Source organism: Microbacterium sp., assembly GCF_049650565.1.
GTDB lineage: Bacteria > Actinomycetota > Actinomycetes > Actinomycetales > Microbacteriaceae > Microbacterium.
In genome coordinates this window covers 20,863-42,652 of the sequence record NZ_JBASAK010000043.1, presented here as the reverse complement: position 1 = coordinate 42,652, position 21,790 = coordinate 20,863, and the positions used below count along the sequence as shown (strand labels likewise).

The window sequence follows — 21,790 nt, the reverse complement described above, 5'->3', positions numbered from 1 at the left end:
TCACCCCTTGAAGGCGCCGGACATGAATCCGCGCACGTAGTGTCTCTGCAGAAGAAGGAACAGCAGGATGCACGGCAGCGCCAGCACGACGACACCGGCCTCGGTGGCGCCGTAGTCGACCACGCCCTGCACCTGGCCTCGGAGGTTCGCGACGGCCAGCGGCAGCGTCATCCGGTTGGTGTCGTTGATGAGGATCAGCGGCGCCATGAAGTCGTTCCACGCGGTGAGGAAGGCGAACAGCCCCACGGTGACCAGCCCCGGCTTGACGGCCGGCAGCAGCACCCGCCACAGCGCGCCCCAGCTGGAGCATCCGTCCACCAGAGCCGCCTCGTCGAGCTCGCGGGGGATCGACTCGAACGAGATGCGCATCATGAACATCGAGAACGGCAGCTGGAACATCGTGATCACCAGCGAGACGCCCACCAGGGAGTTCTGCAGGCCCACCGCGTTCAGGATCACGTACAGCGGGATCAGCAGCGTGGCGTACGGCACCATGAGGATCGCCAGCGTCAGCAGGAACAGCGCGTTCTTGCCGGGGAACGAGAACCGTGCGAACGCGTAGCCGCCCAGCAGGGAGATGAACAGGGTGAGGGCCACCGTGAGCACCGACACTACGGTCGAGTTCCACAGGTACACCCAGATGCCGGCCTGGTAGTCGCCGAGCGCGGCGTAGTTGCCGAAGCCCCAGCCGTCGGTCTGGCTGGTGCCGGCGTGCGGGCTCACGCTGGAGACCGCCGTCCAGATCAGCGGGTACAGGAAGATCAGCGCCAGGGCGCCGGTGAAGACCCGATAGGGGATGCCGAAGGCCAGCGGCATTCGACGGTGGGGGGCGCGCACGGCGCCGGGGGCGACGATGGCGCCGGTGGAGTCCGTGCGGTCATCGGTGAGGGTCATATCGGACTCCGCTCAGTTCTCGTCGCCGCGTCGGAACGCGCGCAGCTGGAAGATGTTGATCACGACGAGGGCCAGCAGCACGATCACCGACAGCGCGCCGGCGATGCCGAGGCTGTTCTGCCCCTGGAACGCGACGTTGTAGATCAGCTGCACGACGGTCATGGTCGAGTTGTCGGGCCCGCCCTTGGTGAGGATGTAGAACTGCTCGAACGCCAGCAGCGACCCGGTCACGCACATGATGGTGGTGAGCGCGAACGTCGGCCGCAGCAGCGGCACCGTGATGTCGCGGAAGGTCTGCCAGCGGCCGGCGCCGTCGATGCGGGCCGCCTCGTACACGTCGTCGGGGATGCCCTGCAGGCCCACCAGCATCAGCAGCATGTAGAACCCCGCATAGCGCCAGACGATGAGGAAGATCGTCGACCACAGTGCGCCGGTGGGCGTGCCGAGGAACGTGATGCCCCACGACTTCATCAGATCGGCGAAGGGCCCGGCGATGGGGGAGTACAGCACGTAGAACAGCAGTGATGCGGATGCCAGGCCCAGCGCGCTGGGGATGAGGAACGCCGTGCGCAGGAAGCCCTTCCACCGGGTGGACTCCTGCACCAGCAGCGCCAGGCCCAGCCCGAGGGCGATGAGGATGACGGTGGTGATCCCCGTGTAGATCAGGGTGAAGCGCACCGAGTCCCAGAACAGCCGGTGCATGACGGCATCCGAGAAGTTCTTCGGGAGATTGATCCCGCGGTTGCCGCCGAGCAGCGGCCAGTCGGACGCCGACATCTGCAGCACGAGAAGCAGGGGGATCACGAACAGGCACGCGACGAAGATCGCGGTCGGCGACGCGTACAGCCAGCCCCGCAGGGACTCGCCGCGGCGGCGCCGCGGACGGCGCACGGTTCGCGGCACCACCTGTCGGGCGGTTGCGGTGGAGGTCATCGGATTCCCTTCGAGCGGATGCCGGGGACGGAAGCGGATGCCGGGGGCGGGCCCGGTCGCCCGCCCCCGGGCTGAGGTCACTGGCCCAGGACGGCCGTGATCTCGGAGTTGTCGGCCTTCACCGAGTCGGCGCCCTTGAGCACCGCGTTGCGCACGAGCGACAGCCACGGGCTGCCCGGTGCGTTGAAGGCCTGCTGGAAGTTCAGCGCCACCGGGGTCTGGCCGTCGGAGGCCACCTTGTTGATCGTGACCATGCGCGGATCCTTCGCCGCGTACTCGTTGTCGGCCAGGTCGGCGCGTGAGACCGCGTCGTCGTCCTTGGCGAGCACGCCCACCTGGGCGTCCTCCGACATCATCCAGCTGAGGAAGTTCCAGGCCTGTGCGGCCTTCTTGGAGTCCTTCGAGATGCCGATGCCGTCGCCGCCGACGAACGTCGAGGCGCCGCCGGAGACGCCGGGGATGCCGGCCACGCCGGCCTCGAAGTCGAGAGAGGACATCAGCGTGGCGGGGAACGGCATCACGCCGACCTTGCCCTCGCTGAAGGCTGCGGTCCACGTGGCGCCGGTCTCGTCGGTGGAGCTGGGCAGCACGGCGCCGGAGGACTCGAGGTCCTTCCAGGTGTCGTAGACGGCCGTCGCGGCTTTGCCGTCGAGCAGCGCGCTGGAGCCGTCCTTGCTGAGCACCTGCTCACCGGATGCCCAGATCGACGGGAACCAGGTGAAGACCAGGCATCCGCCGCAGTTCAGGCCGGTGGCGGTGCCGTAGGTGTCGGGCTTGTTCAGCGCCTGCACCTTCTTGGCCGCGTCGGCGAACTCCGCCAGGGTGCTGGGCGCCTTGTCGGGGTCCAGTCCCGCCTCGGTGAACAGCTCCTTGTTCCACATCAGCATCGACAGGTCCAGCACGAACGGCAGCACGTGCTCCTTGCCGTCGAGGGTGCCTGCGCTCAGGTGGCCCTGGTTGATCTGGTCCTTGTAGTCCAGGCCGTCGACCTGTCTGGTGATGTCGGTGAACAGGCCCTGCTTCACCCAATTGGGCACGTAGACGATGTCGGCGGCGAACAGGTCGGGCAGTCCGCCCGAGCCGGCTGCCGCGCCGACCTTGGCGACGTAGTCGTCGTTGGGCACGATGGTCAGCTGCACCTGGTTCTTGTGCGAGCTGTTGTAGGCCTCGACGAGCAGTTTCGCCTGCTTCTCCAGCGGTGCGCGCGTCCAGAGCGTGAGTTCTGCACCGTCGTCCGTGCCGTTGGCGGTGATGGGACCGGCCGAGGGGGTGCCGTTGCCGGCCGGTGCGCAGGCTGCGAGGCCGGCGACCAGCGTGCCGGCGGCGATGACTGCGGTGGCCACGCGGAGCGCGGCGCGATGTCGGGTGTTGTGCATGGGGACTCCTTGGCTCTTCTTCGAGAGGGGGACTTCTCGGGTGGCTTCTCGCGCGGTTCGAAAATTACGAAAAGCCTTTCGAAAAGGTATAGCGTGAGTTCGTGCCGCACGTCAAGAGGTCAGGCGATAACCTTTCAGGGGGAGCAGGATGACAGACATCACCGCAACGAAGGCCGTGACGCTCAGCGAGGTCGCAGCACGAGCTGGGGTGTCCATCGCCACGGCGTCGAAGGCGCTCAACGATCGGGGCGATGTGGCCGCGAAGACGCGGGCTCGGGTGCTGGCGGTCGCCGAGGAGCTGTCCTTCACGCCGAACGCCATGGCCAGGGGCCTGCTGGCCGGGCGCACCGGAACCGTCGGACTGCTCACCAGCGACCTCGAGGGCCGGTTCATGCTGCCGATCCTGATGGGAGCGGAAGACGCCTTCGGCGCGGGGCGCATCAACGTCTTCCTGTGCGATGCGCGCGGAGATGCGATCCGTGAGCAGCACCACCTGCGGGAGTTGCTCAGCCGGCGCGTCGACGGCATCATCGTCGTGGGCAGGCAGACCGATCCCCGCAGCTCACTGGGGCAGAGCATCCCCGTGCCGGTGGTCTACGCCTACGCGCCCTCGGACGATCCGCGCGACCTGTCGCTCACGCCGGACAACGTCGCCGGCGGGAGGCTGGCGGTCGAGCATCTGCTCTCCTGCGGGCGCACCCGCATCGCGCACGTCAACGGCGACCCGTCCTACGCCGCCGCGCAGGACCGGCTCACCGGGGCGCGGCAGGCTCTGGCGGATGCCGGCCTCGAGCTCATCGGCGATCCGATGTTCTCGGAATGGACCGAGCACTGGGGCCGGGATGCCACCGCCCTGCTGCTGCAGCAGCATCCGGAGATCGACGCGATCTTCTGCGGCTCCGATCAGATCGCCCGCGGCGCCCTGGACTCCGCGCGAGACCTCGGCCGCGCCGTGCCGGACGACCTGGCCGTGATCGGCTACGACAACTGGGAGGTGCTGGCCGAGAACTCCCGGCCGGAGCTCACCAGCATCGACGCGAACCTCCAGCAGCTCGGCCGTCTGGCCGCGAAGAAGGTGTTCGAGGCCATCGACGGCACCGACATCGGCTCGGGAGTGCGGTACCTGCCCGTGCGCCTGGCGATCCGCGGCTCCACGATCGCGCACCGCTGAACGCGGTGCGCGACCGTCGTCTCACACGTGGTCGCGCCAGGAGTGCTGCGGGTCGAAGCCCAGCACCTCGCGGGCGTGGTCGATCGAGAGCAGCGTCTCGTTCGGCCCGACCTCGCGAGTCACCGGAACGCCGGGGAAGACCTCCGCGATCAGCTCGTCGTCGGGGCGGCTCATGACCGTGTCGGCCGCCGCGATGATGAAACGGTCGAATCCGGGCTTCGCCACCTGCAGGGCGCGCTCCACGGCCTGGGCGCCGTCTCGTGCGTCGATGTACCCCCACAGGTTCCACTTGCGTAGCATCGCGTCGGCGTCGAATGATGGGAACTCCGCGTAGTCCTCCGGCACCATGACATTCGAGAACCGCAGCGCCGTGATCGACAGATCCGGATGCCAGCGCACCAGCTCGCGCGCCAGCTGCTCCTCGAGCGTCTTCACCAGCGAGTACACCGACTCCGGGCGGGCCGGGTACTCCTCGTCGACGGGGATGTAGGGCGGTGGCACGTCGAACGGCAGGCCGAGGACCGTCTCGCTGGACGCGTAGACGATCCGGCGGATGCCGAGCCGCACGGCGGCCCAGAACACGTTGAACGTCGCCGGCATGTTGTTGTGGAAGGTCGCGACATCCGAGCGGATGCCGGGTGCCGGGATCGCTCCGAGGTGCACGACCGCGTCGATCCCGTCGTGCGTGTCGCCGACCGCGGTGAGCGCATCCACGACCTGGCCGTAGTCGGTGAGGTCGACCTGCACGAAGTCGGGGCCGCGGGTGCCCACGACATCCATCCCGATCACGTCCCAGCCGTGCGCCCGCAACTCGCGGGCGACGACCGTGCCGAGCTTGCCGGATGATCCGGTGAGAGCGATGCGCATGGGGGAGGTCCTTCCGTCGGGTGCCTGCTCTGCAACGTTATAGGGTGACTGACGTGAGCGGCAGACGGGGGAGCACGGCATGGCGGTGACGCTGCACGACGTCGCGAGGCTCGCGAACGTCTCTATCAAGACGGTCTCGAACGTCATCAACGACTATCCGCACATCCGCCCCGCCACGCGCGAACGGGTCGAGCAGGCCATCGCCGAGCTGGGCTACACGCCCAACCTCACTGCTCGCAACCTGCGCTCGGGGCGTACCGGCGCCATCGCACTGGCCCTGCCCGACCTGAGCTTGGCGTACTTCGGCGAGCTGGCCGCGCAGGTCATTCGCGAGGCCGAGGCGGCCGGCGTCGTGGTGCTGGTCGAGCAGACCGGCGCCGATCGCGACCGCGAGCTGGAGCTGCTGCGCAGCCCCCGCCTCAAGCTCACCGACGGTCTGATCTTCAGCCCACTGGGCATGGGGCAGGAGGATGCCGCGGCGCTGGACGTGTCGTTCCCGCTGGTGCTGCTGGGCGAGCGCATCTTCGACGGCCCCGCCGATCACGTCACCATGCGAAACATCGACGCCGCTCGCGCGGCCACCGAGCACCTGCTGGCGCTGGGTCGCCGCCGCATCGCCGTCGTCGGCGCGCATGAGGGCGAGGTGCTCGGCTCTGCGGCCCTGCGCCTGCAGGGGTATCGTGAGGCGCTGGAGGCCGCCGGCATCCCGTACGACGAGGACATCGTCGGTTACACGACCCTGTGGCATCGCGCCAACGGCGCCGACTCCATGCGGGAGATGCTGGCGCGCGGCGCGCAGTTCGACGCGGTGTTCGGCTTGAACGACACACTTGCACTGGGTGCCATGCGCGTGCTGCAGGAGGCCGGCCGGAGGGTTCCCGACGATGTCGCGGTGATCGGCTTCGACGGCCTCGACGAGGCCCAGTACTCGATCCCCTCGCTGACCACGATCGACCCGGGCCGGGACTGGATCGCGAAGACCGCCGTCTCGACGCTGCTGCAGCGCATCGCGGGTCAGGCGGATGCCGCGCCGCGCACGCTGCTGGCGGACTTCCGCATCCTCGAGCGCGAGTCCGCGCCCGCGGCCTGAGTCGAGTCGGCACGACCGGGCTGACCGGCCGTCCTGAAAAAGGCGTTGACAGCTCGTCTCCGCTCGGGTCATAATGCATTTACAACGTTGGACTACAACGTTGTAAATCACTCCGAGAGGAACCCAGCACAATGAAGTTCCGGATCCTGGCCGTCGTGGGCGTGATCGCACTCGCCGGCACCGCAATCACCGGCTGCGCGGGCGCGAATGCCTCCGGCGGCGGCAGCAACGAGCTCACGTTCATGTTCCGCGGCAACGACGCGGAGCAGGCGGCCTACACCGCTGCGATCAAGCAGTTCGAGAAGGACAACGACGCGAAGGTCAAGATCATCATGACCACCGCAGACGACTACAACACCAAGCTCAAGGCCGCCATCACCGGGCACAAGGTGCCGGATGTGTTCTACATCGGACCCGGTGACGTGCAGGCCTACGCCAAGTCGGGCGTCATCACCGACATCACCGAGCAGGTCGAGAGCGCGCCGAACTTCGACGACATCTGGGACTACGGCATCGACAGCTACCGCTACGACGGCAACGTGCAGGGCAAGGGCGAGATCTACGCCGTGCCGAAGGACCTCGGCCCGTTCTCGTTCGGCTACAACAAGACGATGTTCGAGAAGGCCGGCATCCCACTCCCCGACAAGGACAAGCCCTACACCTGGGCCGAGTTCGCCGATGTCGCCCAGAAGCTCACGCAGGACACCGACGGCGACGGCGAGCTCGACCACTGGGGCACCGGACTGAACGTCACCTGGAACCTGCAGTCGTGGGTGTGGTCGAACGGCGGATCCTGGCTGAACGACGACCAGACCAAGGTCACCGTCGACACTCCTGAGTTCACCGAGGCGCTGCAGAACTTCGCCGACCTGAGGTCGGTCAGCCCGTCCGCGACCGAGGCTGCGAGCCTGGACACCTATCAGCGCTGGATGAAGGGCGAGATCGGCTTCTTCCCGGTCGGGCCGTGGGACGTGCCCACCTACGAGAAGCTCGGATTCGACTGGGATCTGATCCCCTACCCGGTCGGCAGCACCGGCAAGACCGCCACCTGGATCGGCACGCTCGGCATCGCCGTGAGCGCCAGCACGAAGAACCCCGACCTGGCGACGAAGCTCGCGCTGTACCTCAGCACCGACAAGACCGCGCAGCAGTCGCTCGTGGATGTGGGCGTGCAGATCCCGAACCTCAAGAGCATGGCCGACGCCTGGGTGACCAGCTCCGACCTGCCGCCGGCCAACAAGCAGGAGTTCCTGGACATCGTCAAGGACTCCGGCCGTGCGCTGCCCGCCAACAACACCTACAGCGGCGAGTGGTACGACGAGTTCTGGAAGGGCATCCAGCCGGTGCTCGACGGCAAGGTCACCGCCGCCGACTACGTCAAGAAGGAGCAGCCTGCGATGCAGAAGCTCCTCGACAAGGCCATCCAGGACGCCAAGCTGGGCTGATCCTGCCCGCGGGGGCGTCCGCGACGGACGCCCCCGCTCCCTCCTTCGGCTCGTCCGGACCCGCATCTCACCCCTGGAGGTGGACCGTGGCAGCACTGCCGCTCACCGCGCGTCGTTCCACGCTGCATCGCCGAGAGCACCTGACCGCGCTCGCATTCATCGCCGTGCCGGTCATCGGCTTCCTCGTGTTCATCGCGTTCCCGATGCTCTTCGCCGTGTACGTGTCGTTCACGAAATGGAACGGCCTCACCCAGCCACGGCCCAACGGCATCCAGAACTACATCGACATCATCGCCGACCCGTACTTCTGGCAGTCGATGGGGAACACGATCTTCATGATGATCGGCATTCCGATCGGACTGATCCTCTCGCTCCTGCTCGCGCTGGCGCTGAACCGCAGGATGCGCGGCACCACCTTCTTCCGCACGGTCTACTACGTGCCGGTCATCTCCTCGCTCGCCGCAGTCGCCATCCTGTGGCAGCTGGCGTACAACGGCGACGTCGGGCTGATCAACCACCTGCTCGCGCTGGTCGGCATCGATGGGCCGAACTGGCTGCAGGACCCGCTCTGGGCCAAGCCCGCCATCGTCATCATGGCGATCTGGAAGGGTCTCGGCTTCTCGATGCTGCTGTACCTGGCGGCACTGCAGTCCGTGCCCCGTCACCTGTATGAGGCCGCCGCCATCGACGGCGCCGGCGCGTTCCGCCAGTTCCGCTACATCACGATCCCGATGCTGAAGCCGGTGACCTTCTTCCTGGTCATCACGAGCATCATCGGCGGATCCCAGATCTTCATCGAGATCAACATCATGACCCCGACCGGAGGACCCGAGTTCTCCACGGCATCCATCGTCTGGTACATCTGGCAGAAGGCGTTCAACTACTCGCAGATGGGCTATGCGACGGCGATGTCGGTCGTGCTCGGACTCGTGGTCTTCGTCGTCACGGCGATCCAGTTCCAGATCAACCGCCGCTCCCAGTTCTCGATCGAGTGAGGCAGCCATGACCATCGACGCACTTGACACCGTTGCCACCGTCGTCCCGTCCGCGGCGGACCGACGACGCCTGCCCGACTCGATCGGCGGAGGAGAACGTCAGGGCGCGCGCGGGCGCGGTCGCCGGCTGACCAACGTGATCCTGACGATCGTGCTCTCCCTCGGCGGGATCGTCATGGTCGCCCCGCTGGTGTGGACCCTCAGCACCGCGCTGAAGTCCAAGACGGCGGCCCTGACCGACCCGCTGCAGTGGATCCCCGACCCGATCCACTGGGACAACTTCGTGCGGGTGTGGGAGGCCGGCCCGCTCGCCGCCGGCATCATGAACAGCCTCATCGTCTCGGTGAGCGTGACCGTCGTGGGCACCGGGTTCTCGGCGCTGGCCGCCTTCGCGTTCGCGAAGATGCGCCTGCCGTTCAAGAACGCGATCTTCCTCTCGCTGCTCGGCGCGATCATGATCCCGTTCCCGACGATCATGATCCCGCAGTTCATCATGTTCGCGAATGCCGGTCTGGTGGACACGCTGTGGCCGCTGATCCTGCCGGGGCTGTTCGGCAACATCGTGATGGTCTTCTTCCTGAAGCAGTTCCTCGACTCCGTGCCGGACTCGATCATCGAGGCGGCCAAGCTCGACGGCGCCGGATACCTGCGGATCTTCACGACGCTGATCTTCCCCGCGATCCGGCCCGCGATCGCCGCGCAGTTCATCCTGTGGTTCATGGCGGTGTGGAACGACTACCTCGCGCCGATCATCTACCTGAACACCCCGGAGAAGCAGACGCTGCAGGTGGTGATCGCCACCTTCAACTCGACCTATGCGACCCAGCGCGACTACCCGCTGATCATGGCGGCGTCGTTCATCGCGCTGATCCCGGTGCTGCTGGTGTTCGTCATCTTCCAGAAGCAGATCATCGAGTCCGTCGCCCTGACGGGTGCGAAGGGCTGATCATGACCGAGCTCGACACCGCTGCTTGGGGTGCCCGGAACGCGCACGATCCGACGATCGTCCGCGGCGACGACGGCCTCTGGTACATGTTCTCCACGGATGCCGCCGCCGGCGTCGACGACGTCCCGGCGGGTGCGCACGTGCGCACCTCGCCGGACCTGGTGGACTGGACCTTCCGCGGCACCGCCCTGCCGGGCGTGCCCGCACCCGCCGCCGAATGGTCGGGCGCCGTCGGACTGTGGGCGCCCGAGGTCGTGCGATGGCCGGATGCCGCGGGCGAGCCGCGCTGGCACATGTACTACTCCGCCTCGACGTTCGGCTCCCGCACCTCGGCGATCGGGCTGGCCACGGCATCCGATCCCGCCGGCCCCTGGGCCGACCGGGGCATCGTGATCGCCACGCGGCACGATCGCGACGAGGTCAACGCCATCGACGCGGCGGTGGTCTTCGACCGCGACGGCGCACCGTGGCTGATCTACGGCTCGTTCTTCGGCGGCATCCACGCCGTGGCGCTCTCCCTCGAGACCGGCAGGCGCGTGCGCGATGAGCCCGGCGTGCTGATCGCGCGTCGCCCGCGCAGCGTGGACGGCGCCATCGAGGGCGCGTACGTGCTCGAGCACGACGGGCGGTACTTCCTGTTCGTCTCCTACGACTCGCTGGCCGACACCTACAGTGTGCGCGTGGGCGTCGCGGACGCCATCACCGGGCCCTACGTCGACCAGCAGGGACGACCCATGACATCGCCGTCCGACGAGGACGCCCTGGTCACCGGCACCAAGGTGCTGGGCGGGCTGCGGTTCCCCGGCGGCATCGGCCTGATCGCGCCCGGCCACAACTCGATGTTCACCGAGGGCTCCGACACCTTCATGGTGCACCACGTGCGCCTGGCGGATGCGCCGGCCCAGCACCGGGCGCAGGTGCGCCGCGTGCACTGGACGCCCTCTGGCTGGCCGGTGGTCTCGCCGCACCCCTACGCGGGAGCGGACACCGAGCGGCTGGCCTCCGCCGAGCGGATCGCGGGGGAGTGGGATGCCGTGCGCTTCGCGCCCGAGGTCGCCTCGCTCGTGGACGCGCAGCGAGTCACGGTGGCCTCGGATGCGCTCTCGGACGGGACGCCGGCAGCGCAGCGGATCGTCGTCGACGACAGCCCCCTGGATGCCGTGGTCTTCGGCGCCCGGGACCCGGTCGCGCAGCGCACGGTGCTGGCGTTCAGCGGCATCGACCCGGATGGCGTGGTCTGGAGCGGCTCGAAGGCGGTGACGGCGTGAACACCCGCATCGTGCGTGCCGACGCGCAGCCCGCCCTGGGCTGGGCCGGACGCGTCATGCAGTGGCTGAACGCGGTGCTGACGCTGGTGCTCGTGAACCTGCTGTTCGTCGTCGGCGTGCTGGCGGGGCTCGTGGTGCTGGGCATCATGCCGGCGGCCACGGCCGCGGCATCCGTGCTGCTGCGCGATGCCGACGGCATCGAGAGCGCCGGCGGCACGTCACGGCTCTTCCTGCGCACCTACCGGGCCGAGTTCCGCCGGGCGAACCTCACCGGCATCCCGTTCCTCGTCGCGGGGACACTGCTGGCGGCGGATGCCGTGGTGCTCCCGCACCTGCAGGGCCCGGTGGCCGCGGCGCTGAGCGCCCTGACTCTGGTGGCCACGGCCGTGGTGCTGCTGGCGGCGCTGGTGGCGGTCACCCTGCTGGTCCGCTACGACGACGGCCCCCGCGCCGTGCTGCGCTTCGCGGTGACGGTGCCCCTGGCCTATCCGCTGACCGCGGCCGGCGTGCTGCTGGTGCTGATCTCGTTCGGCGTCATCGCCGGCATCCTGCCCGTCCTTCTTCCGCTGGTGGGAGCCTCGCTCCCGCTGGCCGTCGCCGTGCGTCTCATCGACCGCCGGCTCACCCGTTGACCACCCCACCCAGAAAAAAGAGGAACACCGTGACTCAGGCACGCATCTCCATCGACCGCGAGGCGGTCGTCGCCCCGATCGATCGGCGCATCTTCGGCTCCTTCGTCGAGCACCTCGGCCGCTGCGTTTACGACGGCATCTACGAGCCCGGCCACCCCACCGCGAACGAGGACGGCTTCCGGATGGACGTCGTCGACCTGGTGCGCGAGCTCGGCTCGAGCACCATCCGCTACCCCGGCGGCAACTTCGTCTCGGGCTTCCGCTGGGAGGACTCCGTCGGACCGCGCGAGAACCGCCCGGTGCGCCGCGATCTGGCCTGGCACTCCCTGGAGACCAACCAGGTGGGCGTGGACGAGTTCTCGCGCTGGCTGAAGCTGACCGGCTCCGAGCTGATGATGGCCGTGAACCTCGGCACCCGCGGCATCCAGGCCGCCCTCGACCTGCTGGAGTACTGCAACCATCCCTCCGGCACCGCGCTCAGCGACCAGCGCATCGCCAACGGCACCCCCGAGCCGCACGACATCAGGATGTGGTGCCTGGGCAACGAGATGGACGGCCCCTGGCAGACCGGCTACATGACCGCCGATGACTACGGCAAGCTCGCCGCCCGCACCGCGCAGGCCATGAAGGCAGCCGACCGCAACCTGGAGCTCGTCGTGTGCGGGTCGTCCGGGTCGTCGATGCCCACCTTCGGCGACTGGGAGCGCACGGTGCTCGAGCACGCTTACGAGCACGTGGACTTCATCTCCTGCCACGCCTACTACCAGGAGCGCGGCGGCGACCTGGACTCGTATCTGGCCTCCTCGCTGAACATGCAGTACTTCATCGAGACCGTCGTCGCCAGCGCCGACCACGTGGGCTACAAGCGGGGGAGCGACAAGAAGATCAAGCTCTCCTTCGACGAGTGGAACATCTGGTATCTCGACGAGCACCGTGAGTCCGACGAGGTCAACGACGAGTGGCGCTACGCGCCGCGCCAGCTGGAGGACGTCTACTCGGTGGCGGATGCCGTGGTGCTGGGCAACCTGCTGATCACCCTGCTGAAGAACCACGATCGCGTGGCATCGGCCTCGCTCGCGCAGCTGGTCAACGTGATCGCCCCGATCATGACCGAGCCCGGCGGCGACGCCTGGCGGCAGACCACCTTCTTCCCGTTCTCGGTGACCTCGCGGCTGGCCAAGGGCGAGATCATCAAGCCGCGCATCGAGGTCGGCACCTACAGCACGGCTGAGTACGGCGATGCGCCGCTGGTCGACTCGGTGGTCACCACCGACGGTGCGGGCTCCGCGGTGTTCCTGGTCAATCGCAGCCGCACCGAGTCCATCACCGTCACCATCGGGACGACCGAGCTGGGCGCCACCCGTATCGACGAGGCCGTCACGCTGTGGGACGACGACGTGTACGCCAAGAACACGCTGGCCGACCAGAACCGCGTCGGGCTGAAGACGCTGGAGGGCGTCGAACTGGCCGACGGCGTGCTGACCGTCACCCTGCCGCCGGTGTCGTGGTCGGCGGTCGCGCTGTCGTGAGCCACCATCTGCTGCGCCTGGTCGGCGCGGTCGTCGCGGTGCTGGCCACGACCGCCGCGCTGACCGGGTGCGCCCCGTCGGCACCCGCCGCACCGCAGCTCAGCGGCGACGTCTTCGTGCACGACCCCGCCTACGTGCACACCGAGCACGGCGACTTCGTGTACTCCACCGGCAACGGGCAGATCGCCGACGGGAACATCCAGATCCGCCGTTCCGAGGACGGCGCGGACTGGGAGTACGCCGGCGAGGTCTGGAAGCAGAAGCCCGCGTGGCTGGCGGATGCCGTGCCCGGCGTCGACAACCTGTGGGCGCCCGAGCTGTACCAGCACGACGGCACCTGGTACCTCTACTACGCGGCATCCACCTTCGGCAGCAACCGCTCAGTGATCGCGCTGGCGACCAGCACCACGCTGGATCCCGACGATCCCGACTTCGAATGGGTGGACCGCGGCGAGGTGATCGGCAGCGCGGACACCGACTTCAACGCCATCGACCCCGGCATCGTCGAGGACGCCGACGGCACACCGTGGATGGCGTTCGGATCGTTCTCCTCCGGCATCCGCATGGTGAAGCTGACCTGGCCCAGCGGGCTGCGCGCCGACGACGCCGAGCCGCTGCGCCTGGCCGACCGCGGTCTGGTCGAGAACGCCATCGAGGCGCCCTACATCGTCAGCCACGACGGCTGGTTCTACCTGCTCGCATCGCGGGGCTTCTGCTGCCGCGGCACGGACAGCACCTATGAGATCATCGTCGGCCGGTCCCGCTCCGTCGAAGGCCCGTATCTGGATGCCGACGGCGGGAAGCTGCGGGAGGACGGCGGCACGGTCCTGCTGACCACCGACGGCGACCGCATCGGCCCCGGCGGCCAGTCGGTGTCGGGCGGGATGCTGGCCTTCCACTGGTACGACGGAGCAGCAGACGGCGTGCCGACCCTCGGCATCCTGCCGCTGGTCTGGAAGGACGGCTGGCCGACGGCGGAGTGGCCCGCGCAGCCCTGAAGCCGAGCGGGCGCTGAGCGGGTGCTCTCAGCGCAGCATCCGCAGCGTGCCGACGGCAGGGGAGGGCAGCCCGGCGACGGCGGTGAACCGCACTTCCGCCGTCGTGGGGCCCTGGCCGCCGAGCTCGTAGTCGATGTCGAGCACCTCTCCTTCGCCGCCGGCGAAGCGCTCCTCGGCCACGAGGACGTCAGCGACATGCACGAGGACCGCCGTCGACTGCGATCGCGTGAGGTACCGCACCCGCAGGATGCGGGCACCGGACGTCTGCATCCGCACCGACATGCGCTCCGTGGTCGTGCGCCACCGCCGATCGCCGATCGTCAGCACCTCCGAGCCCGTACCGGCGAAGGCGTGGTCGGACTCCGGCTGCTGCTCGCCGAGTGCCACCGCATCGACGGTCGCGGCATCGAGCGCGAGACCGTCGTCGAGGTCGCGCAGTTCCGCGCGACGGGTGGCGACATCGCCGTCCGCGGTCGGCCAGTACACCGTGTACCGGGAGTCGTGGATGTCCGCGAACGGCTCCAGCCCCGCCGGCACTTCGCCGGGGGAGAGGATCGGCAGGTCGACGAAGGGCAGCAGCGGGCCGTGCGCGATGTGGCCCATTCTGCTGTCGTCCGCGCGCAGCCCGTCGAGATGCGCCTCGCCGCTGCGGGCGGCGAGCACCGAGGGACCCGCGAGGAACGCCTGCCACGGCGAGCCGTCCGGCAGCCGTTCTGCGCGCACCTCGATCGGCAGTCCGAACGTCACCCGGTCGCCGGGGTGCCAGTCGCGCTCGATCACGACGGCTCCTGCGGCGTCGGAGGCCTGGACGGTCCGCCCGTTGACCTGCAGATCGATGAGGGCGCCGGCCCAGGCCGGCACCCGCAGGCGCAGCGAGAACCTTCGAGCGGTCGTCGGATCGACGCTGACGACGACGTCGCCGCTGCGAGGCAGGTCGGCCTGCACTCGGAGGCGGACTCCGGGCAGGGCGGCATCCGTCTCCGCCGGCAGGTACAGATTCACCGCCGGGGAGCCATCCTCGATGCCGAAGACCCACTCGGCGGCCGAGCGCGCCTGCGCCTCGAGCCCGGTGCCCACGCAGCACCAGAACCCCAGCTGCGCCTGCGAATACACCCGGTAGTGCCGCGGGCGCATCGAGGTGAAGTAGACGAAGCCGCCGTGCTGCGGATGCTGCGAGGCCAGCACGTGGTTGAAGATCGCGCGCTCGGCGTAGTCGAGCAGCTCGGGGCGCAGCGCGTGCTCGGCGAGGGTCCGCGTGAGCTTCAGCATGTTGTACGTGTTGCAGAACTCGGGCCCTTCGCGGTCGTCGATCATCGGGGTGAAGTCCCGCGCATCGTGGAAGTGCTCGCGCACGCTGTTGCCGCCGATCGCGACGGTGCGGTGCTCGACCACCAGGTGCCAGAACGTGTCGGCCGCACGCAGGTAGGAGTCGTCGCCGGTGGCCTGCGCCGTGCTGGCGTAGCCGACGGCCTTGGGGATCTGGGTGTTCGCGTGCAGCCCGGTCAGCGCGTCCTCCCCGCGCAGCAGCGGGTCGAGCACCGCGCGATGCGAGAACCGCTCGGCCTGCGCGGCGTATTCTGCACGGCCAGTCAGTGTCGCCAGCAGTGCGAAGGCGTCGTTCATGCCGCCGAACTCCGTGTCCAGCATCCGCTCGAACGTCGCATCGTCGATCCGATCGGCGATGCGCAGCCACCAGTCGGCCAGCGCGGCCACGATCCGCAGCGGCTCCTGGGCGCCGGTCACCGCGTGCGCGTCGATCAGGCCCTGGAACGTCTTGTGCAGGTTGTACCAGGGCACCCAGTGCTCACTGGATCCCAGGTTCGCGACGGCGGCGTCGTCGTCGGTCGCCAGCGCCTCGAACAGTGCCTGCCCGCCCGGGATGCCGCCGACGTAGCCGCCGCCGTTCGCGAGCTGGCACTCCGCGAGGTCGGCGATCATCGCATCGAGTCTGCGCCGTGCCTCGGCGTCGCCCGTCGCCGCCCACAGGAACGAGAGCGCGGACAGCTGATGCCCTGCGATGTGACCGTCCAGCCCGGAGTCCTCCCAGTTCCCGTAGCCGGGCGCGCGGGCGGGCAGACCCGCCTCCCGCCGGAACGGAGAGAGAAGCCGGTCGGGGTCGAGGGCGAGGGCGTACTGCAGATCCGTTTCCACCGCGCGTGCGAACGGGCTCTCCAGCAGGCGGACACGGTCCAGGGGCAGGAACTCCATGCAAGTACTGTAGCGTTACAATTCCGGTACCGATCCACCCCCCCCATCGAGGACGCGCATGATCACTCTGTCCCGCGCCGCAGGCGCCGCCACCATCGACCGTCGCATCTACGGCCAGTTCGCCGAGCATCTCGGCCGTTGCATCTACGAGGGCGTCTGGGTGGGAGCCGACTCCGCCATCCCCCACCGCAACGGGCTGCGGGTCGACGTCATCGATGCGCTGCGGCGCATCAAAGTGCCGCTGGTCCGGTGGCCCGGCGGATGCTTCGCCGACGAGTACCACTGGCTGAAGGGCGTCGGGCCCGAGCGCCAGCCCATGGTCAACACGCACTGGGGCGGCGTCGTCGAATCGAACGAGTTCGGCACGCACGAGTACTTCGAGCTGCTGGACCAGCTCGATGCCGAGGCGTACATCAACGGGAACGTCGGCAGCGGCACAGTGGCCGAGATGCAGGACTGGATCGAGTACATGACACTCGACTCCACGGCACCGATGGCCGAGCTGCGCAAGCGGCACGGCCGAGAGCAGCCCTGGAAGGTGGAGTTCTTCGGCGTCGGGAACGAGAGCTGGGGCTGCGGGGGCAACATGCTCCCGCTGCACTACGCGAACCAGTACCGGCAGTTCCAGACCTACGTGCGCAAGTACGGCGAGCATCCGATCTCGAAGATCGCCTGCGGTGCGAACTCCGACGACTACGAGTGGACCGAGGTGCTCATGGCGCGCGCCGCCGAGCACATGGACGGCCTCAGCCTGCACTACTATACGCTGCCCACCTCGGACTGGGAGAAGAAGGGCGCCGCCCTCGACTTCACCGGCTTCGAGTGGCATGAGACGCTGCGCCAGGCGCGTCGGATGGACGAGCTGATCACGCGACACGGTCGCGTCATGGACAAGTACGACCCGTCCCGGCGCGTCGCTCTGATCGTGGACGAGTGGGGCACCTGGTACGACGTGGAGCAGGGCACGAACCCCGGTTTCCTGTATCAGCAGAACACGCTGCGGGATGCCGCCGTCGCGGCGATCACGCTGAACATCTTCCACCGGCACGCCGACCGGGTGCGGATGGCCAACATCGCGCAGATGGTGAACGTGCTGCAGGCCATGATCCTCACCGACGGCGAGCGGATGCTGACCACGCCGACCTACCACGTGTTCGACCTGTACACGGATCATCAGGATGCCGAGTACGTCGACGTGCCGGTGGGCGCGTTCGGCGCCGATGCGGACGCGACGGCCTCGTTCAAGGACGGCGCGTACACGGTGAGCATCACCAGCACCGCCCTGGACCGTGAACTCGAGGTGGCGTTCGAACTGCCCTCGACCATCACCGGAGTGCTCCGCGCAGAGGTGCTCGGCGGCGCATCCGCCACGGCGCACAACACCTTCGATGTGCCGTCGGCCGTGGTGCCGGTCGAGCTCGCGGTGTCCGTGCAGGGGCGCTCGGTGAAGACGACCCTGCCGCCGCACTCGGTGGCCACGGTGCGCCTGACTGTCGCAGACTGATCCCGAGGTTCAGCGGCGAGGAGACGACATGACGACGATGCAGGATGTGGCGAGGCTGGCGGGCGTGTCGGTGATGACCGTGTCGAACGTGATCAACGAGCATCCGCACGTGCGCGACAGCACCCGCCAGAAGGTGGCTGCCGCGATCACCGAGCTCGGCTATCACGTCAACACCTCTGCACGCAGCCTGCGACAGGGGCGCACCGGCGTGATCGCCCTGGCTGTGCCCGAGATCGATCGTCCCTACTTCGGGCTGCTGGCCAACCTGCTCATCGAGCGCGCCGCCGCCCGTGGCTTCGAGCTCGTCGTGGAGCAGACCGCCGCCAGCCGCGAGCGGGAGCTGGACGCCATCTCGCGCTCGCGACTGCGAAACTACGACGGCCTGATCCTCAGCGCTGTCGAGCTGCACGATGACGACGCCGTGCTGCTGCGGGGCGACTACCCGACGGTGATCCTGGGCGAGAGAGGATTCAGCGGGCCCCTCGATCACGTCGTCATGGCCAACGAGGAGGGCGCTGCGCTCGCCGCCGCGCACCTGGTCGACCGCGGCTGCCGGACCATCGCGATGCTCGGCGGGTATCACAGCGACAGCGGAGCGGTGGACGTGTCCACATCGCGCGTCCGCGGATTCGAGAGCGCGCTGGTCTCCGGCGGCATCACTCCGGATGCTCGTCTGGTGCGTCCCACGGCGTACACGCTCGAGGGCGGCCGCTCGGCGATGACGGAGCTGCTGGGGGAGTTCCCCGACGTCGACGGGGTGTTCTGCGCGACAGATCTCATCGCGGTCGGCGCGATGCGGGCGCTCGCGGATGCCGGTCGGCGCATGCCCCAGGATGTTGCGGTCGTCGGCTTCGACGACGTCCCGCTGGCGTCCTTCCTCACACCTTCGCTGACGACGATCGCCCCCGACCATGCGGCCATGGCGGATGCCGCCGTCACGATGCTGATCGACCGCATCGAGGGCAGCCGCGCCGACGACGACTACAGGACGGTCGTCGGGCCGGTGCGTCTGGTCGAGCGGGAGTCCACGGCGCGCTGAATCGTCACGACCGGATCCGAACAGTCGAAGGAGCACTCATCCATGCGCACGTCGATCTCCGCACGCCCGCCGATGGGCTGGAACAGCTGGGACTGCTACGGCACCTCGGTGACCGAGGCCGAGGTGCTCGCCAACGCGCGATTCATGTCGGAGCATCTGCGGGAGTTCGGCTGGGACACGATCGTCGTGGACATCGACTGGTCCGATCCGACGGCCCGCAGCCACGGGTACAACGACAGCGCTCCGCTGTGCATGGACGATCATGGTCGCCTGATACCCGATCCGGAGCGGTTCCCGAGCTCTGCCGGCGGACGCGGCTTCGCCCCGCTTGCCGCGGAGATCCACGCACTGGGCCTGCGGTTCGGCATCCACACCATGCGCGGGATCCCGCGCCGGGCGCTGGTCGCCGACGCAGTGGTCCTCGGCACGGATGCGAGGGCGGCCGACATCGCCGATCCGTCCAACGCGTGCGAGTGGAACCCCGACATGGTCGGGCTGGACCATCGGCATCCTGCCGCGCAGACGTACTACGACAGCACGCTCGCGCTGTACGCGCAGTGGGGCGTCGACTTCATCAAGGCGGACGACATGCTGTGGCCGTATCAGGCGGCCGATATCGAGGCCTACGCGCTGGCCATCGAGCGCAGCGGGCGCGCGATGGAGCTGAGCCTGTCGCCGGGGCGGGATCTGTCGCTGGCGCACCTGGAGCATCTGCGCGAGCACGCCACGATGTGGCGCATCTGCGATGACCTGTGGGACCGGTGGGAGGACGTGGAGGCGAACTTCGCCCGGTTCGCCCGGTGGGCCCCGTTCGCCTCCGGGCACGGCTGGCCCGACGGCGACATGCTGCCGCTGGGTCGGATCGGCATCCGGGCTGAGCGCGGCGAGCCCCGCCAGGACTGGCTGACGCCTGCCGAGCGGATGTCGATGCTGACGCTGTGGTTCATCGCGCGCTCGCCGCTGATGGTCGGCGGTGATCTGCCCAGCAGCGATCCGTCGACCATCGCGCTGCTGCAGAACGCCGAGGCGCTCGCCGTGCATGCGGACTCGACGGGGAACCGGGAGCTGTTCCGCGAAGGGGACACCGTGCTGTGGGGCGCCGAAGGGCCCGGCGGGGTTCGATACGCCGCGGTCTTCAACCTCGCTGACGACCCGCGCGAGCTGGTGGTGGACGTGGGGTCGCTGGCGTTTCCCGCGGATGGCGCCGTCACCGAACTGTGGTCGCGTGAGTCGGTCGCGCTCGAGTCGGTCGTGGTGCAGTCGGATGCCGCGCGCGGTGTGGCTCCCGGCAGTCGAGCGCTTCGTCTGGACCTTCCCGCCCACGGGGCGGCGCTGCTGCGCTGGGCCGCAGGCGCCGAGGCCTGAACCCCTCAGCCCAGCTCGATCACCGACCAGCTCAGCGCCGGCAGCGTCGCGCGCACGGCGCCGTCCACGACCTCGGCACCTGTCAGCGGCACCATGTGCACGGCATCCGGTGTCGCCTCGAGGTTGGCGGTGTGACGGTCGCCGCCCTCCGGGATCGTCAGGGTCTCCGCAGCATGCACCCGCAGGTCGCCGAAGCCGCGCAGGTCGACGGTCAGGTCGTTCGCCTCCGTCAGCGAACGGTTCGCGACGAACACGACCACGCGCCCGGTCTCCTCGTCCCAGGTCGCCGCGGCGTCGACGGAGTCGACATCGCCGTAGCGCTTCGTGGCGACCTGCGATGCCGACACGGCCAGCCGCAGGATGCGGCCGCGGGCGAGCCGGGCCATGCGCTCGAACGGCCAGAAGCTGGTCTGCCGCCAGGCGGGTCCGCCCTGTTCGGAGCGGATCGGCGCGATCACGTTGACCAGCTGCGCCTGATTGGCGATCTTCACGCGGTCTCCGTGGCGCAGCAGGCTGTTCAGGAAGGTGCCGACGACCACGGCATCCGTCACCGAGTAGGTGTCCTCGATGAGACGCGGATGCTTGCGCCAGGCCTTCGAGACCTGGTGCGGCTGGTCCTCGGTGTCCAGGCCGGACTGGTACCAGACGTTCCACTCGTCGAACGAGATGTCCACCTGCTTGGTGTGCTTGCCCGCGGCCTTGACCGCGTCGATGGTCGACACGACGCCGTCGATGAAGGCGTCCATCTCCACCGCCTCGGCCAGGAACGACTCGGCGTCGCCGTCGTGCTCCTGGTAGTACGCGTGCATGGAGATGTAGTCCACCTCGTCGTAGGCGTGCGTGAGCACGGTGTGCTCCCAGGTGCCGAAGGTCGGCATCCCACGGCTCGACGATCCGACAGCCACCAGTTCGATGGAGTCGTCGACGAGCTTCATGGCCTTGGCCGTCTCCTGCGCCAGCCGCCCGTACTCGTGCGCGGTCTTGTGGCCGATCTGCCACGGACCGTCCAGCTCGTTACCCAGGCACCACAGCCTGATGTCGAAGGGGTCGGAGGCGCCGTTCGCACGCCGCAGGTCCGACCAGTACGTGCCACCCGGATGGTTGGCGTACTCCACCAGGGCGCGCGCCTCCTCCACGCCGCGCGTGCCGAGGTTGATGGCCTCCATCACCTCGACATCCGCATCGCGGGCCCAGTCGACGAACTCGTGCAGGCCGAAGGCGTTGGTCTCGATGGTGTGCCAGGCGCCGTCGATGCGCACCGGCCGGTCGGCCACCGGACCCACGCCGTCCTCCCACCGGTAGCCCGAGACGAAGTTGCCGCCCGGGTACCGCACGACCGTCGGCCCCATCTCCCGCACCAGCTCCAGCACGTCGGTGCGGAAGCCGCGCTCGTCTGCCTGCGGATGCCCGGGCTCGAAGATGCCGGTGTACACGCAGCGCCCCATGTGCTCGACGAAGGAGCCGAAGAGGCGCCGGGGAACGTCGGCGATGGTGAAGTCGCGGTCGATGGTGATGCGGGCGTGGGACATG

Annotated in this window: 18 protein-coding genes; 12 read left to right on the top strand and 6 right to left on the bottom strand. The window is 68.7% G+C overall.

Features of this window, described 5'->3' with window-relative positions; genetic code table 11:
• The 3 genes from WA967_RS08355 to WA967_RS08345 all read right to left on the bottom strand — a co-directional run bounded on the left by WA967_RS08355 (position 1) and on the right by WA967_RS08345 (position 3,203).
• Positions 1-894 carry a carbohydrate ABC transporter permease gene (locus WA967_RS08355; RefSeq protein ID WP_424421128.1) on the bottom strand — a complete coding sequence of 298 codons (894 nt, stop codon included), beginning with the start codon at positions 892-894 and terminating at the stop codon, positions 1-3.
• Between the two features lie 12 nt (positions 895-906).
• Complete coding sequence (locus WA967_RS08350) at positions 907-1,827, bottom strand: carbohydrate ABC transporter permease (RefSeq protein WP_424421126.1); 921 nt, start codon at positions 1,825-1,827, stop codon at positions 907-909.
• 77 nt (positions 1,828-1,904) lie between these two features.
• Positions 1,905-3,203 carry an ABC transporter substrate-binding protein gene (locus WA967_RS08345; protein ID WP_424421124.1) on the bottom strand — a complete coding sequence of 433 codons (1,299 nt, stop codon included), beginning with the start codon at positions 3,201-3,203 and terminating at the stop codon, positions 1,905-1,907.
• Positions 3,204-3,351: 148 nt separating this feature from the next.
• On the opposite strand from WA967_RS08345, the gene WA967_RS08340 reads away from it, so the two are divergent.
• Positions 3,352-4,374, top strand: coding sequence for a LacI family DNA-binding transcriptional regulator (locus WA967_RS08340; RefSeq protein ID WP_424421121.1), 1,023 nt, complete (start codon positions 3,352-3,354; stop codon positions 4,372-4,374).
• A 21-nt stretch (positions 4,375-4,395) separates the two neighbouring features.
• Here WA967_RS08340 and WA967_RS08335 read toward each other — a convergent pair whose 3' ends face one another.
• Complete coding sequence (locus WA967_RS08335; RefSeq protein ID WP_424421119.1) at positions 4,396-5,241, bottom strand: NAD-dependent epimerase/dehydratase family protein; 846 nt, start codon at positions 5,239-5,241, stop codon at positions 4,396-4,398.
• 79 nt (positions 5,242-5,320) lie between these two features.
• Here WA967_RS08335 and WA967_RS08330 point away from each other — a divergent pair, with 79 nt between their 5' ends.
• From WA967_RS08330 to WA967_RS08295, 8 genes are all read left to right on the top strand, one after another.
• Entirely contained in the window at positions 5,321-6,331 is a 1,011-nt protein-coding gene (locus WA967_RS08330) for a LacI family DNA-binding transcriptional regulator (RefSeq protein ID WP_424421116.1), read from the top strand.
• 131 nt (positions 6,332-6,462) lie between these two features.
• Positions 6,463-7,776 (top strand): ABC transporter substrate-binding protein, encoded by a 1,314-nt coding sequence (locus WA967_RS08325; RefSeq protein ID WP_424421113.1) that lies wholly within the window; start codon positions 6,463-6,465, stop codon positions 7,774-7,776.
• Positions 7,777-7,862: 86 nt separating this feature from the next.
• Positions 7,863-8,771, top strand: coding sequence for a carbohydrate ABC transporter permease (locus tag WA967_RS08320; RefSeq protein ID WP_424421110.1), 909 nt, complete (start codon positions 7,863-7,865; stop codon positions 8,769-8,771).
• A 7-nt stretch (positions 8,772-8,778) separates the two neighbouring features.
• Positions 8,779-9,717: a carbohydrate ABC transporter permease gene (locus WA967_RS08315; protein ID WP_424421108.1), complete on the top strand. Its 939-nt coding sequence runs from the start codon at positions 8,779-8,781 to the stop codon at positions 9,715-9,717.
• A 2-nt stretch (positions 9,718-9,719) separates the two neighbouring features.
• Positions 9,720-10,985 carry an arabinan endo-1,5-alpha-L-arabinosidase gene (locus WA967_RS08310; RefSeq protein WP_424421106.1) on the top strand — a complete coding sequence of 422 codons (1,266 nt, stop codon included), beginning with the start codon at positions 9,720-9,722 and terminating at the stop codon, positions 10,983-10,985.
• Complete coding sequence (locus WA967_RS08305; RefSeq protein WP_424421103.1) at positions 10,982-11,617, top strand: DUF624 domain-containing protein; 636 nt, start codon at positions 10,982-10,984, stop codon at positions 11,615-11,617. Before WA967_RS08310 ends, WA967_RS08305 begins: the two co-directional genes overlap by 4 nt.
• Before the next feature lie 29 nt (positions 11,618-11,646).
• Positions 11,647-13,146 carry an alpha-N-arabinofuranosidase gene (locus tag WA967_RS08300; RefSeq protein ID WP_424421101.1) on the top strand — a complete coding sequence of 500 codons (1,500 nt, stop codon included), beginning with the start codon at positions 11,647-11,649 and terminating at the stop codon, positions 13,144-13,146.
• Positions 13,143-14,144 (top strand): arabinan endo-1,5-alpha-L-arabinosidase, encoded by a 1,002-nt coding sequence (locus WA967_RS08295; protein ID WP_424421098.1) that lies wholly within the window; start codon positions 13,143-13,145, stop codon positions 14,142-14,144. The genes WA967_RS08300 and WA967_RS08295 overlap by 4 nt, the downstream gene beginning before the upstream one ends.
• Positions 14,145-14,171: 27 nt before the next feature.
• On the opposite strand, the gene WA967_RS08290 is transcribed toward WA967_RS08295, so the two are convergent.
• Positions 14,172-16,352 carry a beta-L-arabinofuranosidase domain-containing protein gene (locus WA967_RS08290; RefSeq protein WP_424421096.1) on the bottom strand — a complete coding sequence of 727 codons (2,181 nt, stop codon included), beginning with the start codon at positions 16,350-16,352 and terminating at the stop codon, positions 14,172-14,174.
• 58 nt (positions 16,353-16,410) lie between these two features.
• Here WA967_RS08290 and WA967_RS08285 point away from each other — a divergent pair, with 58 nt between their 5' ends.
• The 3 genes from WA967_RS08285 to WA967_RS08275 are packed head-to-tail and all read left to right on the top strand — an operon-like array spanning position 16,411 to position 20,260.
• Positions 16,411-17,856: an alpha-N-arabinofuranosidase gene (locus WA967_RS08285; RefSeq protein ID WP_424421093.1), complete on the top strand. Its 1,446-nt coding sequence runs from the start codon at positions 16,411-16,413 to the stop codon at positions 17,854-17,856.
• 28 nt (positions 17,857-17,884) lie between these two features.
• A complete protein-coding gene (locus tag WA967_RS08280) occupies positions 17,885-18,895 on the top strand; it encodes a LacI family DNA-binding transcriptional regulator (RefSeq protein ID WP_424421091.1) in 1,011 nt (336 codons plus the stop codon).
• A gap of 42 nt (positions 18,896-18,937) precedes the next feature.
• A complete protein-coding gene (locus WA967_RS08275; protein WP_424421089.1) occupies positions 18,938-20,260 on the top strand; it encodes a glycoside hydrolase family 27 protein in 1,323 nt (440 codons plus the stop codon).
• Positions 20,261-20,265: 5 nt separating this feature from the next.
• On the opposite strand, the gene WA967_RS08270 is transcribed toward WA967_RS08275, so the two are convergent.
• Positions 20,266-21,789 carry an alpha-N-arabinofuranosidase gene (locus WA967_RS08270; protein WP_424421087.1) on the bottom strand — a complete coding sequence of 508 codons (1,524 nt, stop codon included), beginning with the start codon at positions 21,787-21,789 and terminating at the stop codon, positions 20,266-20,268.
• Between the last annotated feature and the right edge of the window lies 1 nt (position 21,790).

Excerpts from the sequence above, each read along its gene's own strand:
- WA967_RS08355 (WP_424421128.1), bottom strand. The coding sequence starts at position 894 with ATGACCCTCACCGATGACCGCACGGACTCCACCGGCGCCATCGTCGCC.
- WA967_RS08350 (WP_424421126.1), bottom strand. The coding sequence starts at position 1,827 with ATGACCTCCACCGCAACCGCCCGACAGGTGGTGCCGCGAACCGTGCGC.
- WA967_RS08345 (WP_424421124.1), bottom strand. The coding sequence starts at position 3,203 with ATGCACAACACCCGACATCGCGCCGCGCTCCGCGTGGCCACCGCAGTC.
- WA967_RS08340 (WP_424421121.1), top strand. The coding sequence starts at position 3,352 with ATGACAGACATCACCGCAACGAAGGCCGTGACGCTCAGCGAGGTCGCA.
- WA967_RS08335 (WP_424421119.1), bottom strand. The coding sequence starts at position 5,241 with ATGCGCATCGCTCTCACCGGATCATCCGGCAAGCTCGGCACGGTCGTC.
- WA967_RS08330 (WP_424421116.1), top strand. The coding sequence starts at position 5,321 with ATGGCGGTGACGCTGCACGACGTCGCGAGGCTCGCGAACGTCTCTATC.
- WA967_RS08325 (WP_424421113.1), top strand. The coding sequence starts at position 6,463 with ATGAAGTTCCGGATCCTGGCCGTCGTGGGCGTGATCGCACTCGCCGGC.
- WA967_RS08315 (WP_424421108.1), top strand. The coding sequence starts at position 8,779 with ATGACCATCGACGCACTTGACACCGTTGCCACCGTCGTCCCGTCCGCG.
- WA967_RS08310 (WP_424421106.1), top strand. The coding sequence starts at position 9,720 with ATGACCGAGCTCGACACCGCTGCTTGGGGTGCCCGGAACGCGCACGAT.
- WA967_RS08290 (WP_424421096.1), bottom strand. The coding sequence starts at position 16,352 with ATGGAGTTCCTGCCCCTGGACCGTGTCCGCCTGCTGGAGAGCCCGTTC.
- WA967_RS08285 (WP_424421093.1), top strand. The coding sequence starts at position 16,411 with ATGATCACTCTGTCCCGCGCCGCAGGCGCCGCCACCATCGACCGTCGC.
- WA967_RS08280 (WP_424421091.1), top strand. The coding sequence starts at position 17,885 with ATGACGACGATGCAGGATGTGGCGAGGCTGGCGGGCGTGTCGGTGATG.
- WA967_RS08275 (WP_424421089.1), top strand. The coding sequence starts at position 18,938 with ATGCGCACGTCGATCTCCGCACGCCCGCCGATGGGCTGGAACAGCTGG.
- WA967_RS08270 (WP_424421087.1), bottom strand. The coding sequence starts at position 21,789 with ATGTCCCACGCCCGCATCACCATCGACCGCGACTTCACCATCGCCGAC.